Raw genomic sequence first — 24829 nt, forward strand, 5'->3', positions numbered from 1 at the left:
TGAATCATGGTATTTACAGCTAAAAGTCCTAAAATTAACATTGAAGAAGTTCGCGCCTTGTCTAAATTAGAGGGAGCTGCTCTTGCGAGAAAAAACCAACGTGATCAGGAATTGGAAGCCATCATCCGTGGGGAAGACCAGCGTATTCTCTTGGTGATTGGACCATGTTCATCTGATAATGAAGAGGCAGTCCTCGAGTATGCTAAGCGTCTATCTGCTTTGCAAGAAGAGGTCAAAGACCGTATTTTTATGGTCATGCGTGTCTATACAGCTAAACCTCGTACCAATGGAGATGGCTATAAGGGTTTGATTCATCAACCAAATGCGACAGAAGCCCCTAGCTTGATCAATGGGATCAAGGCTGTTCGTCAGCTCCACTACCGTGTGATTACCGAGACTGGTATGACAACAGCGGATGAGATGCTTTATCCTGAAAATCTTCCGCTGGTGGATGATTTGATTTCTTATATGGCTGTTGGAGCTCGTTCTGTAGAAGATCAACAGCACCGTTTTGTAGCGAGTGGAGCAGATTTCTCAACAGGATTTAAAAATCCAACATCTGGAAATCTCAATGTTATGTTTAACGGGATTTACGCAGCGCAAAATAAGCAGAGTTTCCTTTTCCTCGGTAAAGAGGTGGAAACGACCGGAAATCCATTGTCCCACGCCATTCTTCGCGGTGCCTTGAATGAATACGGGAAAAATATTCCTAACTACTACTATGACAATTTGATGGATACCATTGCCCAATATGAAAAGATGGGCTTGGAAAATCCATTTATCATCATCGATACCAATCATGACAATTCAGGCAAGCAGTACATGGATCAAATCCGTATCGTTCGTCAGACCTTGATTAACCGTGACTGGAATGAGAAAATCAAGAAATATGTTCGTGGTTTCATGATTGAGTCTTATCTAGAAGATGGACGTCAAAATGAACCAGAAGTTTTTGGTAAGTCCATTACAGATCCGTGTCTCGGATGGGACAACACAGAAGCACTTGTTCGCGAAATTTACCAAACGCTAGGAGAGTAAGATGGCATTTATCGAAAAAGGTCAAGAAATAGATATTGAAGCAATCAAGGCTGCGACCCAGTTGTCACCTGAAGCCTTGCGAAAGAAAGAAGCCCGCGATAGAGAGTTGGCAGCCATCATCTCGAGTGAGGACGACCGAATCCTTTTGGTGATGGGACCTTGCTCTTCAGACAATGAAGAAGCTGTTTTGGAATATGCTCATCGCTTAGCAGACTTGCAGAAAAAAGTTGCGGATAAAATTTTTATCGTGATGCGTGTCTATACGGCTAAACCTCGTACTAATGGAGATGGTTATAAGGGCTTGATTCATCAACCAAATACCAGCGAAGCGCCTAGTCTCATCAATGGTTTGCAGGCTGTTCGTCAGCTGCACTATCGTGTGATTACGGAGACGGGCTTGACAACAGCTGATGAGATGCTTTATCCGTCAAATCTCGTTTTGGTTGATGATCTGGTCAGCTACCATGCTGTAGGGGCTCGTTCAGTGGAAGACCAAGAACACCGCTTTGTAGCCTCTGGGATTGATGCTCCGGTTGGGATGAAAAATCCAACATCTGGAAACCTTGGAGTCATGTTTAATGCTATCTATGCAGCTCAAAACAAGCAAACCTTCCTTTACCATGGGCAAGAAGTGGAAACTTCAGGAAATCCTTTGGCCCACGTTATCCTTCGTGGTGCCATGAACGAATATGGTAAAAATGAACCCAATTTCTACTATGAAACACTCTTAAATGCCATCAATCGCTATGAGACTATGGGACTTGAAAATCCCTTCATTATCATCGATACCAATCATGACAATTCTGGCAAGCAGTATATGGAACAAATTCGCATTGTTCGTCAAGCCTTGCTGAATCGTGACTGGAATGAAAAGATTAAAAAGACGGTTCGAGGCTTTATGATCGAATCTTACCTAGCAGATGGTCGTCAAAACCAACCAGAGGTCTTTGGTTGCTCCATAACTGACCCTTGTCTAGGTTGGGAAAATACAGTAGCCTTGGTAGAAGAAATTTATACTACCTTAACAAAATAAGTGAAAAGGATGGAGTTGGGGGAATCTCAACTCCTTTTATGATTATGATAGTTGGACACGGAATTGACATCGAAGAATTGGCTTCGATAGAAAAAGCAGTTACACGACGTGAGGACTTTGCTAAGCGCGTGCTGACCTCTAAAGAAATGGGGCGTTTTGCTAGTCTCAAAGGGCGCAGACAAATCGAATACTTGGCTGGTCGCTGGTCGGCTAAGGAGGCCTTTTCCAAGGCTATGGGGACAGGAATTGGCAAGTTGACCTTTCAGGATTTGGAAGTTTTGAACAATGAACGAGGGGCTCCCTATTTTAGTCAGTCACCATTTTCAGGAAAGATTTGGCTGTCGATCAGCCATACCGATCAGTTTGTGACAGCCAGTGTCATTTTGGAGGAAAATCATGAAAGCTAGTCCACATAGACCAACCAAGGCTCTGATATATCTGGGAGCCATTCGACAAAATATCCAGCAAATGGGAGATCATATCCCTAAAGGAACGCTCAAGTGGGCAGTAGTTAAGGCCAATGCCTACGGGCATGGGGCAGTAGCTGTTGCCACAGCTATCCAAGAGGATGTCGACGGCTTTTGCGTTTCCAATATTGATGAAGCTATTGAACTTCGTCAGGCTGGACTCAGCAAGAAAATCCTCATTTTAGGAGTTTCTGAGATAGATGCTATTGCTCTGGCTAAAGAATACGACATCACCTTGACTGTGGCTGGGGTGGAGTGGATTCAAGCACTGTTAGACAAGGAAGCAGATTTAACTGGCTTAACGGTTCACCTCAAGATTGACTCAGGGATGGGAAGGATTGGTTTTAGAGAGGCCGGTGAGGCTGAGCAGGCTCAAGCCTTGCTCCAACAACACGGTGCTCGCGTTGAGGGGATTTTTACCCACTTTGCTACTGCAGATGAAGAATCAGATGCCTATTTTAATACCCAGTTAGAACGATTTAAAGCTATTTTGGCAAGTATGAAGGAAGTTCCAGAGCTGGTTCATGCCAGCAACTCAGCAACGACACTCTGGCATGCAGAGACTATTTTTAACGCAGTTCGTATGGGAGATTCCATGTATGGTCTCAATCCAAGTGGAGAGGTTCTGAACTTGCCTTATGACTTGACTCCAGCCTTGACCTTGGAGTCTGCTCTGGTTCATGTCAAGACAGTTCCAGCTGGAGCTTGCATGGGCTATGGAGCCACCTATCAGGCGGATAGCGAGCAAGTCATCGCGACCGTGCCAATCGGCTATGCGGATGGTTGGACACGAGATATGCAAAATTTCACTGTCTTGGTAGATGGACAAGCTTGCCCAATCGTCGGACGAGTATCTATGGATCAAATCACTATTCGGCTGCCTAAGGTTTACCCGTTGGGAACCAAAGTCACCCTTATTGGCTCTAATGAGGACAAGGAAATCACAGCAACTCAGGTAGCGACCTACCGTGGAACCATTAACTATGAGGTGGTTTGTCTCCTCAGCGACCGCATTCCGAGAGAATATTATTAAAGAAAAGAAAGGAGTGGAGCATGAATCTACATCAACCCTTGCATGTCTTGCCTGGTGTGGGACCAAAGTCAGCCGAGAAATACGCTAAACTAGGAATTGAAAACTTGCAAGACCTCTTGCTCTACTTTCCTTTCCGTTATGAAGATTTCAAGACCAAGCAGGTGCTAGATCTGGAAGATGGCGAAAAGGCTGTTCTGTCTGGTCAGGTAGTGACTCCTGCTAGTGTCCAGTATTATGGCTTTAAGCGCAATCGCCTGCGTTTTAGCCTCAAGCAGGGAGAAGTCGTTTTTGCGGTGAATTTCTTTAACCAGCCTTATCTAGCAGATAAGATAGAGTTGGGAGCAACTCTTGCTGTTTTTGGAAAATGGGACCGTGCCAAGGCCAGTCTGACTGGGATGAAGGTTCTGGCTCAGGTGGAAGATGATCTCCAGCCAGTCTATCGTCTGGCTCAAGGAATCAGTCAGGCAGGGCTGGTCAATGTTATCAAGACAGCCTTTGATCAAGGGTTGGACCTCTTGATAGAGGAAAATCTTCCCCAGTCTTTGCTGGACAAATACAAACTCATGTCCCGCTGTCAGGCAGTTCGTGCTATGCATTTTCCTAAGGATTTGGCAGAATACAAACAGGCCCTTCGTCGCATCAAGTTTGAAGAACTTTTCTACTTTCAAATGCAGCTACAGACCCTCAAGTCTGAAAATAGAGTTCAGGGAAGCGGTCTGGTTCTGAATTGGTCTAAGGAAAAGGTGACAGCTGCTAAAGAAAATCTGCCTTTTTCTCTGACCCCAGCTCAGGAAAAGAGTTTGCGGGAAATTTTGACTGACATGAAGTCCGACCATCACATGAATCGTCTTCTGCAAGGGGATGTGGGGAGCGGAAAAACGGTGGTTGCTGGCTTGGCCATGTTTGCGGCGGTGACGGCTGGATATCAGGCAGCTCTTATGGTGCCAACAGAAATCCTAGCAGAGCAACACTTTGAGAGTTTACAGAACCTTTTTCCAGACTTGAAACTCGCTCTCTTGACAGGTTCCTTAAAAGCTGCAGAAAAAAGAGAAGTCTTGGAAACCATTGCCAAGGGTGAGGCCGATTTGATTATCGGAACACACGCTCTGATACAAGATGGAGTGGATTATGCTCGTCTTGGTTTGATTATCATCGATGAGCAGCATCGTTTTGGTGTGGGGCAAAGGCGTGTTCTGCGGGAAAAAGGGGACAATCCTGACGTTCTCATGATGACGGCGACACCCATTCCACGGACGCTGGCTATCACAGCATTTGGCGATATGGATGTTTCCATTATCGACCAGATGCCAGCAGGACGGAAGCCTATTGTGACTCGTTGGATTAAGCATGAGCAGCTGCCTCAGGTCTTGACTTGGTTAGAGGGAGAAATTCAAAAAGGTTCTCAAGCCTACGTCATCTCTCCTTTGATTGAAGAATCTGAAGCTCTGGATCTGAAAAATGCCATTGCCTTATCAGAAGAGTTGACAGCTCATTTTGCTGGCAAGGCAGAAGTGGCTCTTTTACATGGTAAGATGAAGAGTGACGAAAAAGACCAGATCATGCAAGAGTTCAAAGAGCGAAAAACGGATATTCTGGTTTCGACAACGGTTATTGAGGTTGGGGTTAATGTTCCCAATGCGACCGTCATGATTATCATGGATGCCGACCGGTTCGGTCTCAGTCAGCTTCACCAGCTCAGAGGTCGTGTGGGTCGGGGTGACAAGCAGTCCTATGCTGTTCTCGTGGCTAATCCCAAGACGGATTCTGGGAAAGATCGCATGCGTATCATGACAGAAACGACCAATGGATTTGTCCTTGCGGAGGAAGATTTGAAAATGCGTGGTTCTGGAGAGATTTTTGGAACCAGACAGTCAGGACTTCCAGAGTTTCAAGTGGCTGATATTATCGAAGATTTTCCGATTTTAGAAGAAGCCAGAAAGGTTGCCAGCTACATTAGTTCTATAGAAGGTTGGCAAGAGGATCCAGAATGGCGCATGATTGCTCTCCATCTAGAAAAAAGAGAACATCTGGATTAAGCTTTCTCTAAGGAAATGTTAAGCTAGCTTTTAGGATTATTTCTTATAATAGTGTCAACAAAAAAGAAACGAGGACTTTCTTATGACTATTAAAGTAACCTACCAAAAGAAGTTTCAAACTGTCAAACAAGAGAAAGGAGCTAGCACCTATTGATACACAAAGAGCGGAAACGCTCTTTTTATTTTTAAAACTACTTTCAGGTGCTCTGTTTGAAGTTAGAGAATCTAAAATCACTTTCTATTTAGCATTCTTTCTTGCATTGCTTTCCTAGATATGCTACAGTTGTGATAGCGATTACAAAATTAAAGGAGCATGCTATGAAAAATCCAGCTTTGTTAGAAGAAATTAAGACTTATAAAGGACGGGATGAGGTTCCAGAAGACTTTGATGCTTTCTGGGATGAGGAATTAAAAAAAGTTTCCACTCTTCCAGCCTACCAGTTGGAGGAAAGAGATTTCCACATTCCCCGAGTCAAGTGCTTTGAGCTCACTTTTGAGGGAACTAATGAAGGCAAGGTCTATGCACGCGTCGTCCTTCCAAAGACTGAGGGAAAAGTTCCCCTAATTTTCCATTTCCATGGCTATATGGGACGTGGCTGGGATTGGGCTGACATGCTGGCCTATACTGTGGCTGGTTACGGTGTTGTTTCCATGGATGTGCGGGGCCAGTCGGGCTATTCGCAAGACGGCTTGCGTTCTCCTCTTGGAAATACTGTGAAAGGGCATATCATCCGTGGTGCTGTGGAAGGTCGTGAGCATCTCTTTTATAAGGATGTTTATCTGGATATTTACCAGTTGGTTGAAATTGTTGCCAGTCTGCCTCAGGTAGATGAGGAAAGACTTTCTAGCTATGGTGCTTCACAAGGAGGGGCGTTAGCTTTGGTTGCAGCAGCGCTCAATCCTCGCATTCAGCAAACAGTTGCCATCTATCCCTTCTTGTCAGACTTTAGACGAGTGCTTGAGATTGGCAATACCAGTGAAGCCTATGATGAACTCTTCCGATATTTCAAGTTTCACGATCCTTTCCATGAAACAGAGGAGGAAATCATGGCGACTCTTGCCTATATCGATGTGAAAAATCTTGCCCATCGTATTAAAGGTGAGGTCAAGATGATTACGGGCTTGGATGACGATGTGTGCTATCCTATTACCCAGTTTGCTATTTACAACCGTCTGACCTGCGATAAGACCTATCGCATCATGCCAGAGTATGCTCACGAAGCCATGAATGTCTTTGCCAATGACCAAGTCTACAACTGGCTCTGTGGCAGTGAGATTCCTTTTTCCTATGTAAAAAAATAAGTTTAAGAGAGCCTTGAGCTCCCTTTTTGTTTTCCAAAATCGAAAAGTACTTTCAGGAAACTTGAGATATTAAAATAGTTTTAAAAGTAGAATCTATTCTATATCATTTAGCTATAAAGTTCAGAGTTTATTGTATAATAAGGGAAAGACATTGTGCGAAAGGAGGAAACTTTCCGCTGTTTGGTCAGAGAGTAAGAGCAGTGGACGTTTGAAGAATGGGAGGTCTCATTCAGTCGGTTACTTTCTTTTTACTTGTTTAGTTGGAGGAACTAAAAATTTTAAGAAAAAAAGAAAGCGCTTTATTTATGAAGAATATGAAAGGTAAAAAATGAAGTATAGGGATTTTGATCGAAAACGACGATATGGTATTAGAAAATTTGCAGTTGGGGCGGCATCTGTAGTGATTGGTACAGTAGTATTTGGAGCAAATCCAGTATTAGCTCAAGAGCAAGCCAATGCAGCAGGGGCCAATACAGAAACTGTCGAACCTGGTCAAGGTTTATCAGGATTGCCAAAAGAAGTGTCCTCGGGAGAACTTGCTCATTTGGATAAGGATTTGGCTGGTAAATTGGCAGCAGCTCAAGACAACGGCGTTGAGGTGGACCAAGATCATTTGAAAAAAAATGAGAGTGCAGAGTCAGAAACCCCATCCTCTACGGAAACCCCTGCAGAAGAAGCAAATAAGGAAGAGGAATCAGAGGATCAGGGGGCTATTCCTCGTGACTATTACTCAAGAGATTTAAAAAATGCTAATCCTGTCCTTGAAAAAGAAGATGTTGAAACCAATGCAGCAAATGGTCAGAGAGTTGATTTATCAAATGAACTGGACAAACTAAAGAAACTTCAAAATGCTACAGTTCACATGGAGTTTAAACCAGATGCATCAGCTCCACGCTTTTACAATCTCTTCTCTGTATCCAGTGACACCAAGGAAAATGAGTACTTTACTATGTCGGTCCTTGATAATACAGCTCTTATTGAAGGGCGTGGCGCTAACGGAGAGCAGTTCTATGATAAGTATACAGATGCTCCTTTGAAAGTTCGCCCAGGACAATGGAATTCCGTGACCTTTACTGTCGAACAACCGACAGCGGAGTTACCTCATGGTCGAGTTCGTCTCTATGTGAACGGTGTCTTATCTCGAACAAGTCTCAAATCTGGTAACTTTATCAAAGATATGCCAGATGTTAATCAAGCTCAACTTGGAGCAACCAAACGGGGCAATAAGACAGTTTGGGCATCAAACCTACAAGTTCGAAACCTAACTGTTTATGATCGTGCTTTAAGCCCAGATGAAGTTCAAACACGGAGTCAATTATTTGAAAGAGGTGAATTGGAACAGAAACTTCCTGAGGGAGCAAAAGTTACTGAGAAAGAAGACGTCTTTGAAGGTGGTAGGAACAATCAACCAAATAAAGATGGTATCAAGAGTTATCGTATCCCAGCTCTTCTCAAGACTGATAAAGGAACGCTGATTGCTGGAACGGATGAAAGACGTTTGCACCATTCTGACTGGGGAGATATTGGGATGGTTGTTCGTCGTAGCTCAGATAATGGAAAAACATGGGGAGACCGAATCGTAATCTCAAATCCTCGTGATAATGAGCATGCTAAACATGCAGATTGGCCATCTCCAGTTAATATTGATATGGCCTTGGTGCAAGACCCTGAAACAAAGAGAATTTTTGCAATTTATGACATGTTCCTTGAAAGTAAGGCAGTATTTTCATTGCCGGGGCAAGCTCCGAAAGCTTATGAACAAGTGGGTGATAAAGTTTATCAAGTTTTATATAAGCAAGGAGAATCAGGTCGCTATACGATTCGAGAAAACGGAGAGGTTTTCGACCCTCAAAATAGAAAGACAGATTATCGCGTCGTCGTTGACCCTAAAAAACCAGCCTACAGCGATAAGGGGGATTTGTATAAAGGGAATGAGCTAGTCGGAAATATTTATTTTGAGTATAGCGAGAAGAATATTTTTAGAGTTTCCAATACCAACTACCTATGGATGTCCTACAGTGATGACGATGGGAAGACTTGGTCTGCACCAAAAGATATTACTCATGGGATTCGGAAAGATTGGATGCACTTCCTAGGAACTGGACCTGGTACTGGGATTGCCTTGCGTACAGGACCTCATAAGGGAAGACTGGTGATTCCAGTTTATACAACAAACAACGTTTCCTACCTAAGTGGTTCTCAATCATCTCGTGTAATTTACTCAGATGATCATGGAGAAACATGGCAAGCAGGGGAAGCAGTTAATGATAACCGCCCAGTAGGCAACCAAACCATTCACTCTTCTACCATGAATAATCCAGGTGCCCAAAATACGGAGTCAACTGTTGTTCAGTTGAATAATGGGGACCTCAAGCTCTTTATGCGTGGGTTGACTGGCGATCTTCAGGTTGCGACCAGTCATGATGGGGGAGCAACGTGGGATAAGGAAATCAAACGTTATCCTCAAGTAAAAGACGTTTATGTTCAAATGTCCGCTATTCACACCATGCATGAAGGAAAGGAATACATTCTACTCAGCAATGCTGGTGGTCCTGGACGCAACAATGGTTTGGTTCACCTGGCTCGTGTTGAGGAGAATGGTGAGTTGACATGGTTGAAACACAATCCTATACAAAGTGGTAAGTTTGCTTACAACTCACTCCAAGAACTCGGAAATGGCGAATATGGTTTGCTTTATGAGCATGCGGATGGCAATCAAAACGATTATACTTTATCCTATAAGAAATTCAACTGGGATTTCTTGACCAAGGATTGGATTTCTCCTAAGGAAGCAAAAGTGAAATATGCGATTGAAAAATGGCCAGGCATCCTTGCTATGGAGTTTGATTCGGAAGTATTGGTCAACAAGGCACCAACCCTTCAATTGGCAAACGGTAAAACAGCACGCTTTATGACCCAGTATGACACAAAAACCCTCCTATTTACGGTGGATTCAGAGGATATGGGTCAAAAAGTTACAGGTCTGGCAGAAGGTGCTATTGAGAGTATGCATAATTTACCAGTCTCTGTAGCGGGCACTAAGCTTTCGAATGGAATGAACGGAAGTGAAGCTGCTGTTCATGAAGTGCCAGAATATACAGACCCACTAGGGACAGCGGGTGAAGAGGCAGCTCCGACAGTCGAGAAGCCAGAATATACAGGCCCACTAGGGACAGCGGGTGAGGAACCAGCACCAACAGTTGAAAAACCAGAATTTACAGGCGGTGTGAATGGTGAAGAGGCCGCAGTTCATGAAGTACCAGAGTACACAGGCCCACTAGGGACATCCGGCGAAGAACCAGCACCAACAGTTGAAAAGCCAGAATTTACAGGCGGGGTTAATGCTGTTGAAGCCGCAGCCCATGAAGTACCAGAGTACACAGGCCCACTAGGGACATCCGGCAAAGAGCCAGCCCCAACAGTCGAGAAGCCAGAATACACAGGCGGAGTTAATGCTGTTGAGGCCGCAGTTCATGAAGTCCCAGAGTACACAGGTCCTTTGGCAACAGTAGGCGAAGAAGCAGCACCAAAAGTAGATAAGCCAGAATTTACAGGCGGGGTTAATGCTGTTGAGGCTGCAGTACATGAACTCCCTGAGTACACAGGTGGCGTGAATGCAGCCGATGCAGCTGTACATGAAATTGCAGAATATAAGGGAGCTGATTCGCTTGTAACTCTTGCTGCAGAAGATTATACTTACAAAGCTCCTCTTGCTCAGCAGACACTTCCTGATACAGGTAACAAGGAGAGTAGCCTCCTTGCCTCACTAGGATTAACAGCTTTCTTCCTTGGCTTGTTTGCAATGGGGAAAAAGAGAGAAAAGTAAGAGAATAATTCTAATCATTTGACTTTGTAAAAATAGAAGGAGATAGCAGGTTTTTCAGTCTGTTATCTTTTTCTTTCGGCTCAAGGTGTGCTAATAAGAAATTCTAAGATGTCTGAAACTACTTTCAGGATAGTCTGTTCTATAAAATAGTTTTGAAACTGAAATCTATTCCACTACAAACTATTGAAAGCGCTTAACAAATGATATATAATAAGCCCATAAGAACAAGAAAGGGAGGAAAGAGGATGCCACAGATTAGCAAAGAAGCCTTGATTGAACAAATCAAAGATGGAATCATTGTCTCTTGCCAGGCACTTCCTCACGAACCGCTTTATACAGAAGCGGGAGGAGTCATTCCCTTGCTAGTCAAAGCGGCTGAGCAAGGTGGAGCAGTCGGTATCCGAGCAAACAGTGTTCGCGATATCAAGGAGATTAAGGAGGTTACGAAACTCCCGATTATCGGGATTATCAAACGTGACTATCCGCCGCAGGAGCCATTCATTACAGCTACTATGAAAGAAGTTGATGAGCTGGCTGAACTAGACATTGAGGTCATTGCTCTGGATTGTACCAAACGTGAACGTTACGACGGTTTAGAAATTCAGGACTTTATCCGACAAGTCAAAGAAAAATATCCGCATCAACTCTTGATGGCTGATACCAGTACTTTTGAAGAAGGAATTGCAGCAGTTGAAGCAGGGATTGATTTTGTTGGAACAACCCTATCAGGTTATACCTCTTATAGTCCTAAGGTAGATGGTCCAGACTTTGAACTGATCAAAAAACTCTGCGATGCCGGTGTGGATGTCATCGCTGAAGGAAAAATTCATACACCAGAACAAGCTAAGCAAATCCTTGAGTATGGGGTGCGAGGTATCGTTGTTGGTGGAGCTATTACTAGACCAAAAGAGATTACGGAACGCTTTGTTGCCGGTCTTAAATAATACAATCTCAAAACAGAGGAGAGTGGTCGATGCGTCGGATGAAATGAAAACGTATACAAACAGAAGCTTACTCACTATCCAATATGGACACGCTTATCAATTAGGAGAATACAAATGAAATTTAGAAAACTAGCTTGTACAGTACTTGCGAGTGCTGCGATTCTTGGCCTTGCTGCTTGTGGTAACTCTGGTGGAAGTAAAGATGCTGGAAAATCAGGAAGCGATAGCGGAAAAACAGAAATCACTTGGTGGGCATTCCCAGTCTTCACACAAGAAAAAACTGGTGACGGTGTTGGAACTTATGAAAAATCAATCATCGAAGCTTTTGAAAAAGCAAATCCAGATGTAAAAGTGAAATTGGAAACCATCGACTTCAAGTCAGGTCCTGAAAAGATCACAACAGCCATCGAAGCAGGAACAGCGCCAGACGTACTCTTTGACGCACCAGGACGGATCATCCAATACGGTAAAAACGGTAAATTGGCTGAGTTGAACGACCTCTTCACAGACGAATTTGTCAAAGATGTGAACAACGAAAACATCGTACAAGCAAGTAAGGCTGGAGACAAAGCTTACATGTATCCAATCAGTTCAGCTCCATTCTACATGGCAATGAACAAGAAAATGTTGGAAGATGCTGGAGTTGCAAACCTTGTAAAAGAAGGTTGGACAACTGATGACTTTGAAAAAGTTTTGAAAGCGCTTAAAGATAAAGGGTATACACCAGGTTCATTGTTCAGTTCTGGTCAAGGGGGAGACCAAGGAACACGTGCCTTCATTGCAAACCTTTATGGCGGTTCTGTAACAGATAAAGACGTAACCAAATACACAACAGACGATCCTAAATTCGTCAAAGGTCTTGAAAAAGCTGCTAGCTGGATCAAAGACGGTTTGTTGAACAATGGTTCACAATTTGACGGTGGAGCAGACATCCAAAACTTTGCGAACGGTCAAACTTCATACACAATCCTTTGGGCTCCAGCTCAAAACGGTATCCAAGCGAAACTCTTGGAAGCAAGTAAGGTAGACGTGGTAGAAGTACCATTCCCATCAGACTCTGGTAAACCAGCTCTTGAATACCTTGTAAATGGATTTGCAGTATTTAACAACAAAGACGATAAGAAAGTCGCTGCTGCTAAGAAATTCGTTCAATTCATCGCAGATGACAAAGAATGGGGTCCTAAAGACGTTGTTCGTACAGGTGCCTTCCCAGTTCGTACATCATTTGGCAAACTTTATGATGACAAACGTATGGAAACAATCAGCAGCTGGACTAAATACTACTCACCATACTATAACACAATCAATGGATTTGCTGAAATGAGAACACTTTGGTTCCCAATGTTGCAATCTGTATCAAATGGTGACGAAAAACCAGCAGATGCTTTGAAAGCCTTCACTGAAAAAGCTAACGAAACCATCAAAAAAGCTACAAAACAATAAGCACTAAGTCAGATTGATTCCCCCCTTTTCCCTGAGCACTACGGTGTAAGAAAAGGGGGACTTTTGTTTGAAATGGTAGGAACTGTCACGAAATTAAAATGAAGTTCTTACATAAGCGAATCTTAAAAAATTTCATTTTGATTTTAAAACAGTTCAAGAAAATCAAAAACTATTCTATTTGAAAGAGAGGTGCCGACTGTGAAAGTCAATAAAATTCGCATGCGGGAAACAGTGATTTCCTATGCTTTCCTAGCACCAGTATTATTCTTCTTTGTGATCTTTGTCTTGGCTCCTATGATTATGGGATTCATCACAAGTTTCTTTAACTACTCCATGACCAGTTTTGAGTTTGTGGGCTTGGACAACTACATTCGCATGTTTAAAGACCCTGTCTTTACTAAGTCTTTGATCAATACCGTTATTCTGGTTATTGGGTCTGTTCCGATTGTGGTTCTCTTCTCGCTCTTTGTAGCATCTCAAACCTATCATCAAAATGCGATTGCTCGATCTTTCTATCGTTTCGTATTCTTCCTTCCTGTAGTTACAGGTAGTGTTGCCGTAACGGTTGTATGGAAATGGATCTATGACCCCCTATCAGGGATTCTAAACTTTGTCCTTAAGTCAAGCCACATCATCAGCCAAAACATTTCTTGGCTGGGTGACAAAAACTGGGCTTTGCTAGCGATTATGATTATCCTTTTGACAACATCTGTTGGTCAACCGATTATCCTTTATATCGCTGCTATGGGGAATATTGACAACTCACTTGTTGAAGCAGCGCGTGTTGATGGTGCGACTGAGTTCCAAGTTTTCTGGAAGATCAAATGGCCTAGCCTTCTTCCAACAACTCTTTACATCGCGATCATTACGACTATCAACTCTTTCCAATGTTTCGCCTTGATTCAGTTGTTGACTTCTGGTGGTCCAAACTACTCAACAAGTACCTTGATGTACTACCTTTACGAAAAAGCCTTCCAATTGACAGAATACGGCTATGCCAATACTATCGGTGTCTTCTTGGCAGTGATGATTGCCATTGTCAGCTTTGCTCAATTCAAGATCCTCGGAAACGATGTAGAATACTAAAGAAAGGAGACAGTTATGCAACCTACACAAAAGAAACCTTTAACAGCTTTCACTGTTATTTCAACGATTATCTTGCTCTTGTTGACCGTGCTGTTCATCTTTCCATTCTACTGGATTTTGACAGGGGCCTTCAAATCACAACCAGATACCATTATGATTCCACCACAGTGGTTCCCTAAAATGCCAACCATGGAGAACTTCCAACAACTCATGGTGCAAAACCCTGCTATGCAGTGGATGTGGAACTCTGTATTTATCTCACTGGTAACCATGTTCCTAGTGTGTGCTACCTCTTCTCTAGCAGGTTATGTCTTGGCTAAAAAACGTTTCTATGGTCAACGCATCCTCTTTGCAGTCTTTATCGCTGCCATGGCACTTCCAAAACAAGTTGTCCTTGTACCACTCGTACGTATCGTCAACTTCATGGGAATTCACGATACTCTTTGGGCAGTTATCTTGCCTTTGATTGGATGGCCGTTTGGGGTCTTCCTCATGAAACAATTCAGCGAAAACATCCCAACAGAATTGCTTGAATCAGCTAAAATCGACGGTTGTGGTGAGATTCGTACTTTCTGGAGCGTAGCCTTCCCTATTGTGAAGCCAGGATTTGCGGCCCTTGCAATCTTTACCTTCATCAATACTTGGAATGACTACTTCATGCAGTTGGTAATGTTGACTTCACGTCAGAACTTGACTATCTCACTCGGGGTTGCGACCATGCAGGCTGAAATGGCAACCAACTATGGTTTGATCATGGCAGGTGCAGCTCTAGCAGCCGTGCCAATCGTAACCGTCTTCCTTGTCTTCCAAAAATCCTTCACTCAGGGTATTACTATGGGAGCTGTTAAAGGATAATACTCTGCGAAAATCGAATTCAAACTACGTCAGCATCACCTTGCCATACTTAAGTATTGCCTGCGGTTAGCTTCCTAGTTTGTTCTTCGATTTTCATTGAGTATAGGAAAAACTGTCTATCAAAATTCAGAAGAATATGTTATAGACTAAGAGAAATATAGTTTCATAAGTGTCTACAAAATGGAGAGTATGCAGTTACTTCGTGAAGTTTTGTCAGACACTTATAAACTTAATTTATGATTTTAGTTAACTATCAGAAACGAAGGAAACAGTATGATTTTTGACGATTTGAAAAACATCGCCTTTTACAAGGGAATCCATCCCAATCTAGACAAGGCTATCGACTATCTCTACCAACACCGTAAGGATTCATTTGAATTAGGTAAGTATGAGATTGACGGAGACAAGGTCTTTCTAGTTGTTCAGGAAAATGTCCTCAATCAAGCTGAAAATGATCAATTTGAGCATCATAAGAACTATGCAGACTTGCATTTGCTGGTAGAAGGTCATGAATATTCGAGCTACGGTTCACGTATCAAAGACGAAGCGGTAGCATTCGACGAAGCGAGCGACATTGGCTTTGTCCATTGTCATGAAAAATACCCACTCTTGTTGGGCTATCACAATTTTGCGATTTTCTTCCCAGGAGAACCTCACCAGCCAAATGGCTACGCAGGGATGGAAGAAAAGGTTCGCAAGTATCTCTTTAAAATTTTGATTGATTAAAAGAATCAGGAGGAGCAAACATGGCACAAAAAGGAGTAAGCCTTATCAAGGCAGCATTTGATACAGATAATTTTCTCATGCGTTTCAGTGAGAAGGTCTTGGATATCGTGACAGTCAATCTTCTTTTTGTCGTCTCTTGTTTGCCCATCGTGACGATTGGAGTGGCGAAAATCAGCCTTTACGAGACCATGTTTGAGATTAAGAGAAGCAGACGGGTACCAGTCTTTCGAACTTATCTAAGAGCTTTCAAGCAAAATCTGAAACTGGGTTTCCAGTTAGGTTTGCTGGAGTTGGGCATTGTGTCATTAAGCCTTCTAGATCTCTATCTCTTCTGGGGACAGACAGCTTTACCCTTCCAGCTTGTGAAAGTTATTTGTTTGGGGATTCTCATCTTCCTTACTCTGGTGATGCTGGCTAGTTATCCCATCGCTGCTCGCTATGATTTGTCTTGGAAAGAAGTGCTGCAAAAAGGGCTTATCTTGGCAAGTTTTAACTTTCCATGGTTCTTCCTCATGTTAGCCATTCTCTTTCTTATTGTGATGGTTCTTTATCTATCCGCCTTCACTCTCCTTTTGGGTGGGTCAGCCTTTATCCTCTTTGGTTTTGGTTTGCTAGTCTTTCTCCAAGCAGGATTGATGGAGAAAATTTTCGCCAAATACCAGTAGAATGGCTTGTTTCTGAAACTACTTTCAATCGATACAGTTTCTAAAATACAAGTAGAAACTAAAATCTAAGTGTATACAAGATATTGAAAGCGATTTTCACAAGGTGTATACTAAACTTGTAAAAAATAGAACTGCTCTCAGCAGAAAAAAAGAAATCTTAGGAGAAAATCTATGTCAGATTTGAAAAAATATGAAGGTGTCATTCCAGCCTTCTACGCATGTTATGATGATCAAGGAGAAGTAAGTCCAGAGCGTACGCGTGCCTTGGTTCAATACTTCATTGATAAGGGTGTTCAAGGTCTCTATGTCAATGGTTCTTCTGGTGAATGTATCTACCAAAGTGTGGCAGACCGCAAGTTGATCTTGGAAGAAGTTATGGCAGTTGCCAAAGGGAAATTGACCATTATCGCTCACGTAGCATGCAACAATACGAAAGACAGTATGGAACTTGCTCGCCATGCGGAAAGTTTGGGAGTGGATGCTATCGCAACGATTCCACCTATTTACTTCCGCTTGCCTGAGTACTCAGTTGCTAAGTACTGGAATGACATTAGTGCTGCAGCACCAAATACAGACTATGTGATCTACAACATTCCTCAATTAGCAGGTGTTGCTTTGACTCCAAGTCTTTACACTGAAATGTTGAAAAATCCTCGCGTTATCGGTGTGAAGAACTCTTCAATGCCAGTTCAAGATATCCAAACCTTTGTCAGCCTTGGTGGAGAAGACCATATCGTCTTTAATGGTCCAGATGAACAGTTCCTAGGTGGACGCCTCATGGGGGCAAAAGCTGGTATTGGTGGTACTTATGGTGCTATGCCAGAACTCTTCTTGAAACTCAATGAGTTGATTGCTGAAAAAGACTTGGAAACAGCTCGTGAATTGCAATACGCTATCAATGCAATCATCGGTAAATTGACTGCTGCTCATGGAAATATGTACGGTGTAATCAAAGAAGTCTTGAAGATCAATGAAGGCTTGAACATTGGTTCAGTTCGTTCGCCATTGACACCAGTAACTGAAGAAGATCGCCCAGTTGTAGAAGCAGCAGCACAATTGATTCGTGAAACCAAGGAGCGCTTCCTCTAATCCATAAGGAGGTATTTATGACACACTACGTTGCAATTGATATTGGCGGAACCAACATCAAATATGGTTTGATTGACCAAGAAGGCCAACTTGTTGAATCGCATGAAATGCCAACTGAGGCGCAAAAGGGTGGACCCCATATCTTACAAAAAACAAAAGATATCGTTTCCAGCTATTTAGAAAAAGGCCCAGTAGCAGGTGTTGCCATTTCTTCAGCGGGAATGGTGGATCCTGACAAGGGTGAAATCTTCTATGCTGGTCCTCAAATTCCTAACTACGCAGGAACTCAGTTCAAAAAGGAAATCGAGACTAGCTTTAATATTCCTTGTGAAATTGAAAATGATGTCAACTGCGCAGGTCTTGCTGAGGCAGTATCTGGTTCAGGCAAGGGAGCGAGTGTGACACTTTGCTTGACCATTGGAACAGGTATCGGTGGTTGCTTGATTATGGATGGGAAAGTCTTCCATGGATTTAGCAACTCAGCTTGCGAAGTCGGTTATATGCATATGCAGGATGGAGCTTTCCAAGACTTGGCTTCTACGACAGCCTTGGTAGAGTATGTAGCAGAAGCTCATGGTGACTCAGTTGATCAGTGGAATGGCCGACGCATTTTCAAGGAAGCTACTGAAGGAAACAAGATCTGTATGGCTGGCATTGATCGCATGGTAGATTACCTTGGGAAAGGTCTGGCAAATATTTGCTACGTTGCCAATCCAGAAGTGGTCATTCTCGGTGGCGGTATTATGGGGCAAGAGGCGATCCTCAAACCGAAGATCCGCACAGCCTTGAAGGCAGCCTTAGTACCAAGTCTAGCTGAAAAAACACGATTAGAATTTGCCCATCACCAAAATACAGCTGGTATGTTGGGAGCTTATTATCATTTCAAAACAAAACAATCCTAGTTTGGAGTTATAGAATTAAGAAGAACACTTAACCACTACTTGAGTGAAAATGTTCGGCTTAATTCTTTTTTTGATGATAGAAAAACTGTCCAGTATATGAAAAGTAGCGAAAAGGTCTATCAAGACCATTAGGCGACCTTGCTTCATTGGTATGAGAAGGACAAAGAAGAATTACAAAAAAGAACGATAAGAGCAGAATTCCTACCATCGAAAAATATATGAGAGGAGATTCCTTTTAAGATAGCGAAGATGGTGCAAGCTCTATACTTTGTTTCCAAATACTAAACCTAAGCCAAGAAGAAAAAGTGATATAATGAGATGGACGAGAAATTGATAAATTAGAATTTATCGGGGTATGAGTTATGAAATTTCATGAGTTTGGAGATAAAAATTTTCTGCATATATTATTGATACATGGAGGGGGTAATTCTTGGTGGAATTATCTTAGGCAAGCTCGTATGCTATCAGACGAGTACCATGTGATTTTACCAACTCTTGATGGACATGGAGAAGAATACCAAAGAGATTATATCTCAACTGAATATTCAGCACAGATAATAATGGATTATATAAAAGATAATTGTGGTGGGAAGTTGTTTGCATTAGGTGGTGTTTCTCTAGGAGGACAAATTGCGATGGAGTTATTATCATTAGATGATAATATAGCTCAGAAAGCAATGATAGATGGCAGTATTTGTATACCTCAGCCTAGATTGGCAAAAATTTGCATAATAATTGTAAAACTCTTTGGAAAACTTATGTTTAGCAAATCGGTAAGTAAAATGCAACTTAATCTAATGAAAAAAATATACCCTAAAATGGCATATCCAAAAGAAATAGAAAACTATTATATGGAAGATATGCCAAGACTTCCAATGAAGACACTAGTGACAATGTATAGAACATATATGGCGAAATATAGATTGAAAGATTCTATTGCAAAGAGTAAAGCACAGGTTTTATATATTTACGGTGAAAAAGAAATGGACTGTGTCAAGCAATCAGCAAAATTGTTTCAAAAAATGCATCCAGATTGTACTCTTTATGAATCTAAAGGTTACAATCATGGATATTTATCAACTTATTTACTTTTAGAGTGGATGGAACTGATTAGTCCATTTTTGAAAAATGGTGAACTGAAATCAGGTAAAGATATTTAAAAAATGCCAGTTTGTCAAAATAAAACAATTAAATAAAATTATAGAGAGGAAGTAAAAGCAGATAGCCGATACTTCCTTTTTGTTGTCAAAAATTCAAAAACGGAAAGGGGAATTTATGGAAGAACTGAAAACACAGATAAAGAAGGCATTAGCACAAGGAGAAAGATTGGAAAGACCACCTATGAGCCTATTATCATTTCAAAACAAAACAATCCTAGTTTGGTCCAACCAAACTAGGATTTTCTAACGCGTTTTTGTCTACGATAGCCGTTGAGTTTTTTATTTTCCCAATAGCTGTTAAAAATTTTTTCCTTGCTCTCACGATTGATTTCCAAAAAGTAGGCATAAATCAAATCTATAAGGAAGAGCATGGGGAGTTGAGCGGATATCCGTTGAATGTAGGAAGGCTGGCTGTGGCTGGCAACAAGAACGGTCTCTGTATAGGCTTGACTATCTTTATTGGGAACACTTGTAAAGAGTACAGTCTTTGCCCCCATCTCTTTTGCATCTAAAAGACTGTCTAAAATAGAAGGAGTTGTACCAGAAAGTGAGAAACCGAGTACGAGACAATTTTCATCCATGATGCTGGTCGTCCATGCAAAGCCATCCTGATCGGTTAAGGCTTCACAGACAACACCTAGTCTCATAAAGCGCAGTTTCATCTCACGAGCGACAAGACCGGAACTGCCTGTTCCAAAGAAGTAGACACGCTCAGCATCTTCGATTAACTGGGCGACTCGTTCCAGTTGTTCTTCGTCGATCAAATCCTGTGTTTGTTCTCGCATGATACTGTAGCTTCGCAAAACACGTTTGGTCAAAGGGCTGTGTTTGTGCGAATGAGTGTCCTGTTTACTAGCCTGATGCTGGTATTGAAAGATGAATTCTCGGTAACCTGTAAAACCACACTTTTTAGCAAAGCGGGTCAGCGCTGCTTGGGAGATATGTAATTTCTGGGTAACTTGCTGAGAAGAAAGATCATCTTGGATCGTTTCAGGTTGTAAAAAATAGCGAGCGATTTCTTGCTCAAGCTCGGTTAATTCTTCAAAATGGAGGTCGATTATGGTTGCGATGTCTGGCTTGTTCATGAGGCTCCTTTTTATGAGTCAAAGTCTTAAAGGTTAACGCTTTCTTAACTATTACTATCATTATATCATAGAAGATAGGATAACCAAATAAAAAGGCATTTTCAGATAAAAGTCAAAAAATGCTTCGACTTTTCCAAGAGTTTCTCCTTAAAATATGGTACAATGAAAAGTACCGAGCTTCACCTGTTTGCTCTATTATTTTAGGGAAAATAAAGGTGAAAATCGAAAATTTTTCTAGAAAAGAGTCTTAGTTGTATGAGAAAATTCAATAGCCATTCGATTCCGATTCGGCTTAATTTACTGTTTGCCATTGTTATCCTACTGTTTATGACCATTATCGGTCGATTGTTATACATGCAGGTGCTGAATAAAGATTTCTATGAAGCAAAGTTGGCATCAGCCAGCCAGACTAGGGTGACAACCAGCTCAGCTCGTGGCCAAATCTACGATGCAACAGGGAAACCCTTGGTAGAAAATACACTCAAGCAAGTTGTTTCTTTCACACGAAACAATAAGATGACGGCGGCAGAGTTAAAGGAGACGGCTAGAAAACTGCTGACTTATGTGAATGTCACTTCTCCTGAACTCACAGACCGTCAGATTGCAGACTATTACCTGGCGGACCAGGATATTTACAAAAAAACAGTCGAATCCTTGCCAAGCGATGAACGTCTGGATTCAGATGGGAACCGTTTATCGGAAGCGACTCTCTACAATAATGCGGTCGAAAGCATTGACGTGAGTCAACTCAATTATACAGATGACCAGAAAAAAGAAATCTATCTCTTTAGTCAACTCAATGCTGTTGAAAATTTTGCAACGGGCACCATTTCAACAGATGCTTTAGATGATACTCAGGTTGCTCTTGTGGCTTCTGCATCCAAGGAATTACCAGGTATCAGCATTTCAACCTCATGGGACCGAAAAGTACTGGACACTTCTCTATCGTCTATCGTCGGTAGCGTTTCAAGTGAAAAGTCAGGTCTTCCAGCTGAGGAAGTTGACGCTTATCTCAAGAAAGGCTACTCTCTCAATGACCGAGTGGGAACTTCTTATCTTGAAAAGCAATATGAAGATGTCCTCCAAGGCAAACGCTCTGTCAAAGAAGTGCATCTCGACAAACATGGAAACATGGAAAGTGTGGAAAATGTCGAGGAAGGAAGCAAAGGAAACAACATCAAATTAACGATTGACCTCGCTTTCCAAAATGGAGTGGATGACCTACTCAAGAGCTACTTTAACTCCGAGTTGGGTAATGGTGGTGCCAAATATTCTGAAGGGGTCTACGCAGTCGCTCTCAATCCCAAAACTGGTGCAGTTCTGGCGATGTCAGGTGTCAAGCATGATGTTGAATCTGGTAAATTAAGTTCAGATTCGCTTGGGACGATAACCAATGTCTTTGTGCCAGGATCTGTCGTTAAGGCAGCGACCATCAGCTCTGGTTGGGAAAATGGAGTTTTGTCAGGCAATCAAACTTTGACAGACCAGCCGATTGTTTTCCAAGGTTCAGCTCCTATCAATTCATGGTATACCTTGTCATACGGTTCTTTCCCTATTACAGCGGTTGAAGCCTTGGAGTATTCCTCCAATACCTACATGGTGCAAACAGCTCTGGGAATTATGGGACAGACCTATAAACCCAATATGATGGTAGCAACGAGTCGATTAGATACAGCTATGGGCAAATTGCGGTCAACCTTTGGGGAATATGGACTCGGGGCTTCAACGGGAATTGATCTTCCAGATGAATCAACAGGATTTATACCAAAAGAGTTTGATTTGGCCAACTATCTAAATAATGCTTTTGGTCAGTTTGATAACTACACTCCGATGCAGTTAGCTCAGTATGTCGCAACCATTGCAAACAATGGCGTACGTTTGGCTCCTCACATCGTTGAAGGGGTTTATGGAAACAATGACCAAGGTGGCTTAGGTAGTCTAGTTCAAGAAACAGCTACCAAGGAAATGAACAAAGTTAATATCTCAGAAGCAGATATGGCTATCTTGCAACAAGGTTTCTATCAAGTTTCTCATGGAACGAGCGCTCTGACAACTGGTCGTGCCTTTTCAAATGGCGCAGCCGTTTCCATCAGCGGGAAAACGGGTACTGCCGAAAGTTACGTTAATGGCGGTCAAAAAGCCAATAATACCAACGCAGTCGCCTATGCACCAACCGAAAATCCTCAAATCGCAGTCGCAGTCGTCTTTCCTCATAACACCAACCTTACAAACGGTGTCGGACCTTCAATTGCACGCGATATTATCAATCTTTACAACAAACACCATCCAATGAATTAGAAAGGAACTTATGCTGTATCCAACACCTATTGCCAAGCTGATCGATAGTTATTCGAAGCTTCCCGGTATCGGAATCAAAACGGCTACCCGTCTAGCCTTCTATACCATTGGAATGTCTGATGACGATGTCAATGAATTTGCCAAAAATCTACTGTCTGCTAAGCGGGAGTTGACCTATTGTTCCATCTGTGGTCGCTTGACTGACGATGATCCTTGCTCTATCTGTACAGATCCGACTCGTGACCAGACAACCATCTTGGTGCTAGAGGATAGTCGCGATGTGGCTGCTATGGAAAATATCCAAGAATACCACGGACTCTATCATGTCTTGCATGGCCTCATTTCTCCTATGAATGGCATCAGCCCAGACGATATCAACCTCAAGAGTCTCATGACCCGTCTCATGGATAGTGAGGTTTCAGAGGTGATCGTGGCAACCAATGCGACGGCTGACGGGGAAGCGACCTCTATGTACCTTTCTCGTCTCCTCAAACCAGCTGGTATCAAGGTCACTCGCTTGGCACGAGGTCTGGCCGTGGGAGCAGATATCGAGTATGCGGACGAAGTCACACTCCTACGAGCCATTGAAAATCGGACAGAGTTGTAGGAGTAAACAAATTTACGAACTCAATTCATTTATACAAGAACGGGGAGACCGAGTTTGTCGTTATCGGTCTCTTTTTATATTTCTTTACTATCAGTACCATGTTCAAGTTTCAAAAAAGAAGCAAATATGATATACTAAGGTGCGAGTATTCTATTAGAAAATAGGACAGTAATATGAAACAAACAATTATTCTTTTATACGGTGGACGTAGTGCGGAACGTGAAGTCTCTGTACTATCAGCTGAGAGTGTCATGCGTGCGGTCAATTACGATCGTTTCACAGTCAAGACTTTCTTCATCAGTCAGTCAGGTGACTTTATCAAAACGCAAGAATTTAGCCAGACTCCAGGTCAAGAGGATCGTCTCATGACCAATGCGACTATTGACTGGGACAAGAAAATAGCGCCAAGTGCTATCTACGAAGAAGGTGCAGTGGTCTTTCCAGTTCTTCATGGTCCGATGGGAGAAGATGGTTCAGTTCAAGGATTTTTAGAAGTTTTGAAAATGCCTTATGTCGGCTGTAATATCTTGTCATCCAGCCTTGCCATGGATAAAATCACGACCAAACGTGTCTTGGAGTCTGCTGGGATTGCTCAAGTTCCTTATGTGGCTATCGTCGAAGGTGATGATGTGACTGCTAAAATCACTGAAGTTGAAGAAAAATTGACTTATCCAGTCTTCACGAAACCGTCAAACATGGGCTCAAGTGTTGGTATTTCTAAGTCTGAAAACCAAGAAGAACTCCGCCAAGCTTTGGAGCTTGCCTTTCAATATGACAGCCGTGTCTTGGTAGAGCAAGGAGTGAATGCTCGTGAAATCGAGGTTGGTCTCTTGGGTAACTACGATGTCAAGAGTACGCTTCCTGGTGAAGTGGTCAAGGATGTTGCCTTTTATGACTACGATGCCAAGTATATTGACAACAAGATTACCATGGACATCCCAGCCAAGATTAGTGATGATGTAGTAGCTGTCATGCGTCGAAATGCAGAAACAGCCTTCCGTGCCATCGGTGGTCTCGGTCTGTCTCGTTGTGATTTCTTCTATACAGACAAGGGCGAGATTTTCCTAAACGAGCTCAATACCATGCCAGGTTTCACCCAGTGGTCTATGTATCCACTACTTTGGGACAATATGGGAATCAGCTACCCAGAACTAATCGAGCGTTTGGTTGACCTTGCCAAGGAAAGTTTTGACAAGCGCGAAGCGCATTTGCTATAAAAATGAAAGAGAGGGTA

At 42.4% G+C, this 24829-nt stretch carries 20 protein-coding genes; 19 read left to right on the top strand and 1 reads right to left on the bottom strand.

Annotation, left to right across the window (positions count from 1 at the left end):
• The first annotated feature begins 6 nt into the window (after window positions 1–6).
• The 16 genes from HMPREF0850_RS06890 to HMPREF0850_RS06965 all read left to right on the top strand — a co-directional run bounded on the left by HMPREF0850_RS06890 (window position 7) and on the right by HMPREF0850_RS06965 (window position 19605).
• Window positions 7–1038, top strand: coding sequence for a 3-deoxy-7-phosphoheptulonate synthase (locus HMPREF0850_RS06890; RefSeq protein WP_000232182.1), 1032 nt, complete (start codon window positions 7–9; stop codon window positions 1036–1038).
• 1 nt (window position 1039) lies between these two features.
• The gene (locus tag HMPREF0850_RS06895; RefSeq protein WP_000864032.1) at window positions 1040–2071 is read left to right on the top strand and encodes a 3-deoxy-7-phosphoheptulonate synthase; all 1032 of its coding nucleotides are present in this window, start codon (window positions 1040–1042) and stop codon (window positions 2069–2071) included.
• 44 nt (window positions 2072–2115) lie between these two features.
• Complete coding sequence (acpS, locus tag HMPREF0850_RS06900) at window positions 2116–2478, top strand: holo-ACP synthase (protein WP_025168385.1); 363 nt, start codon at window positions 2116–2118, stop codon at window positions 2476–2478.
• Window positions 2468–3571 carry an alanine racemase gene (gene alr, locus HMPREF0850_RS06905; RefSeq protein WP_000648102.1) on the top strand — a complete coding sequence of 368 codons (1104 nt, stop codon included), beginning with the start codon at window positions 2468–2470 and terminating at the stop codon, window positions 3569–3571. Before acpS ends, alr begins: the two co-directional genes overlap by 11 nt.
• Entirely contained in the window at window positions 3562–5607 is a 2046-nt protein-coding gene (gene recG, locus HMPREF0850_RS06910) for an ATP-dependent DNA helicase RecG (protein ID WP_260468682.1), read from the top strand. Before alr ends, recG begins: the two co-directional genes overlap by 10 nt.
• Before the next feature lie 318 nt (window positions 5608–5925).
• On the top strand, window positions 5926–6909 hold the full coding sequence (locus HMPREF0850_RS06915; RefSeq protein ID WP_000795094.1) for an acetylxylan esterase: 984 nt from the start codon (window positions 5926–5928) through the stop codon (window positions 6907–6909).
• Window positions 6910–7237: 328 nt separating this feature from the next.
• The gene (locus HMPREF0850_RS06920) at window positions 7238–10735 is read left to right on the top strand and encodes an SIALI-17 repeat-containing surface protein (RefSeq protein WP_000877277.1); all 3498 of its coding nucleotides are present in this window, start codon (window positions 7238–7240) and stop codon (window positions 10733–10735) included.
• Between the two features lie 245 nt (window positions 10736–10980).
• A complete protein-coding gene (locus HMPREF0850_RS06925; protein ID WP_001135644.1) occupies window positions 10981–11679 on the top strand; it encodes an N-acetylmannosamine-6-phosphate 2-epimerase in 699 nt (232 codons plus the stop codon).
• Between the two features lie 114 nt (window positions 11680–11793).
• On the top strand, window positions 11794–13122 hold the full coding sequence (locus HMPREF0850_RS06930) for an ABC transporter substrate-binding protein (RefSeq protein ID WP_000672132.1): 1329 nt from the start codon (window positions 11794–11796) through the stop codon (window positions 13120–13122).
• 219 nt (window positions 13123–13341) lie between these two features.
• Window positions 13342–14208 carry a carbohydrate ABC transporter permease gene (locus tag HMPREF0850_RS06935; protein ID WP_001209417.1) on the top strand — a complete coding sequence of 289 codons (867 nt, stop codon included), beginning with the start codon at window positions 13342–13344 and terminating at the stop codon, window positions 14206–14208.
• Between the two features lie 15 nt (window positions 14209–14223).
• The gene (locus tag HMPREF0850_RS06940) at window positions 14224–15063 is read left to right on the top strand and encodes a carbohydrate ABC transporter permease (protein WP_001183243.1); all 840 of its coding nucleotides are present in this window, start codon (window positions 14224–14226) and stop codon (window positions 15061–15063) included.
• Window positions 15064–15336: 273 nt separating this feature from the next.
• Window positions 15337–15789, top strand: coding sequence for a YhcH/YjgK/YiaL family protein (locus HMPREF0850_RS06945; protein ID WP_000575429.1), 453 nt, complete (start codon window positions 15337–15339; stop codon window positions 15787–15789).
• Window positions 15790–15809: 20 nt separating this feature from the next.
• The gene (locus tag HMPREF0850_RS06950; RefSeq protein ID WP_000057504.1) at window positions 15810–16454 is read left to right on the top strand and encodes a YesL family protein; all 645 of its coding nucleotides are present in this window, start codon (window positions 15810–15812) and stop codon (window positions 16452–16454) included.
• Window positions 16455–16625: 171 nt separating this feature from the next.
• On the top strand, window positions 16626–17543 hold the full coding sequence (locus HMPREF0850_RS06955) for a dihydrodipicolinate synthase family protein (RefSeq protein WP_001281470.1): 918 nt from the start codon (window positions 16626–16628) through the stop codon (window positions 17541–17543).
• Window positions 17544–17560: 17 nt separating this feature from the next.
• Window positions 17561–18445, top strand: a complete 885-nt coding sequence (locus HMPREF0850_RS06960) for an ROK family protein (protein ID WP_000150267.1) — start codon at window positions 17561–17563, stop codon at window positions 18443–18445.
• A gap of 362 nt (window positions 18446–18807) precedes the next feature.
• Complete coding sequence (locus HMPREF0850_RS06965; RefSeq protein ID WP_000668456.1) at window positions 18808–19605, top strand: alpha/beta fold hydrolase; 798 nt, start codon at window positions 18808–18810, stop codon at window positions 19603–19605.
• Window positions 19606–19838: 233 nt separating this feature from the next.
• On the opposite strand, the gene HMPREF0850_RS06970 is transcribed toward HMPREF0850_RS06965, so the two are convergent.
• Window positions 19839–20690 (bottom strand): MurR/RpiR family transcriptional regulator, encoded by an 852-nt coding sequence (locus HMPREF0850_RS06970; protein ID WP_001039482.1) that lies wholly within the window; start codon window positions 20688–20690, stop codon window positions 19839–19841.
• 255 nt (window positions 20691–20945) lie between these two features.
• On the opposite strand from HMPREF0850_RS06970, the gene pbp2b reads away from it, so the two are divergent.
• The 3 genes from pbp2b (at window position 20946) to HMPREF0850_RS06985 (ending at window position 24812) form a co-directional block, all read left to right on the top strand.
• The gene (pbp2b, locus tag HMPREF0850_RS06975; RefSeq protein WP_001224851.1) at window positions 20946–22988 is read left to right on the top strand and encodes a penicillin-binding protein PBP2B; all 2043 of its coding nucleotides are present in this window, start codon (window positions 20946–20948) and stop codon (window positions 22986–22988) included.
• A 10-nt stretch (window positions 22989–22998) separates the two neighbouring features.
• The gene (gene recR, locus HMPREF0850_RS06980) at window positions 22999–23595 is read left to right on the top strand and encodes a recombination mediator RecR (RefSeq protein WP_000966754.1); all 597 of its coding nucleotides are present in this window, start codon (window positions 22999–23001) and stop codon (window positions 23593–23595) included.
• A 173-nt stretch (window positions 23596–23768) separates the two neighbouring features.
• A complete protein-coding gene (locus tag HMPREF0850_RS06985; protein ID WP_000814659.1) occupies window positions 23769–24812 on the top strand; it encodes a D-alanine--D-alanine ligase in 1044 nt (347 codons plus the stop codon).
• Window positions 24813–24829 lie beyond the last annotated feature (17 nt).

Origin of the sequence: Streptococcus sp. M143 (assembly GCF_000162495.1) — a bacterium.
In the GTDB taxonomy this organism is placed as follows: Bacteria; Bacillota; Bacilli; order Lactobacillales; family Streptococcaceae; genus Streptococcus; species Streptococcus dentisani.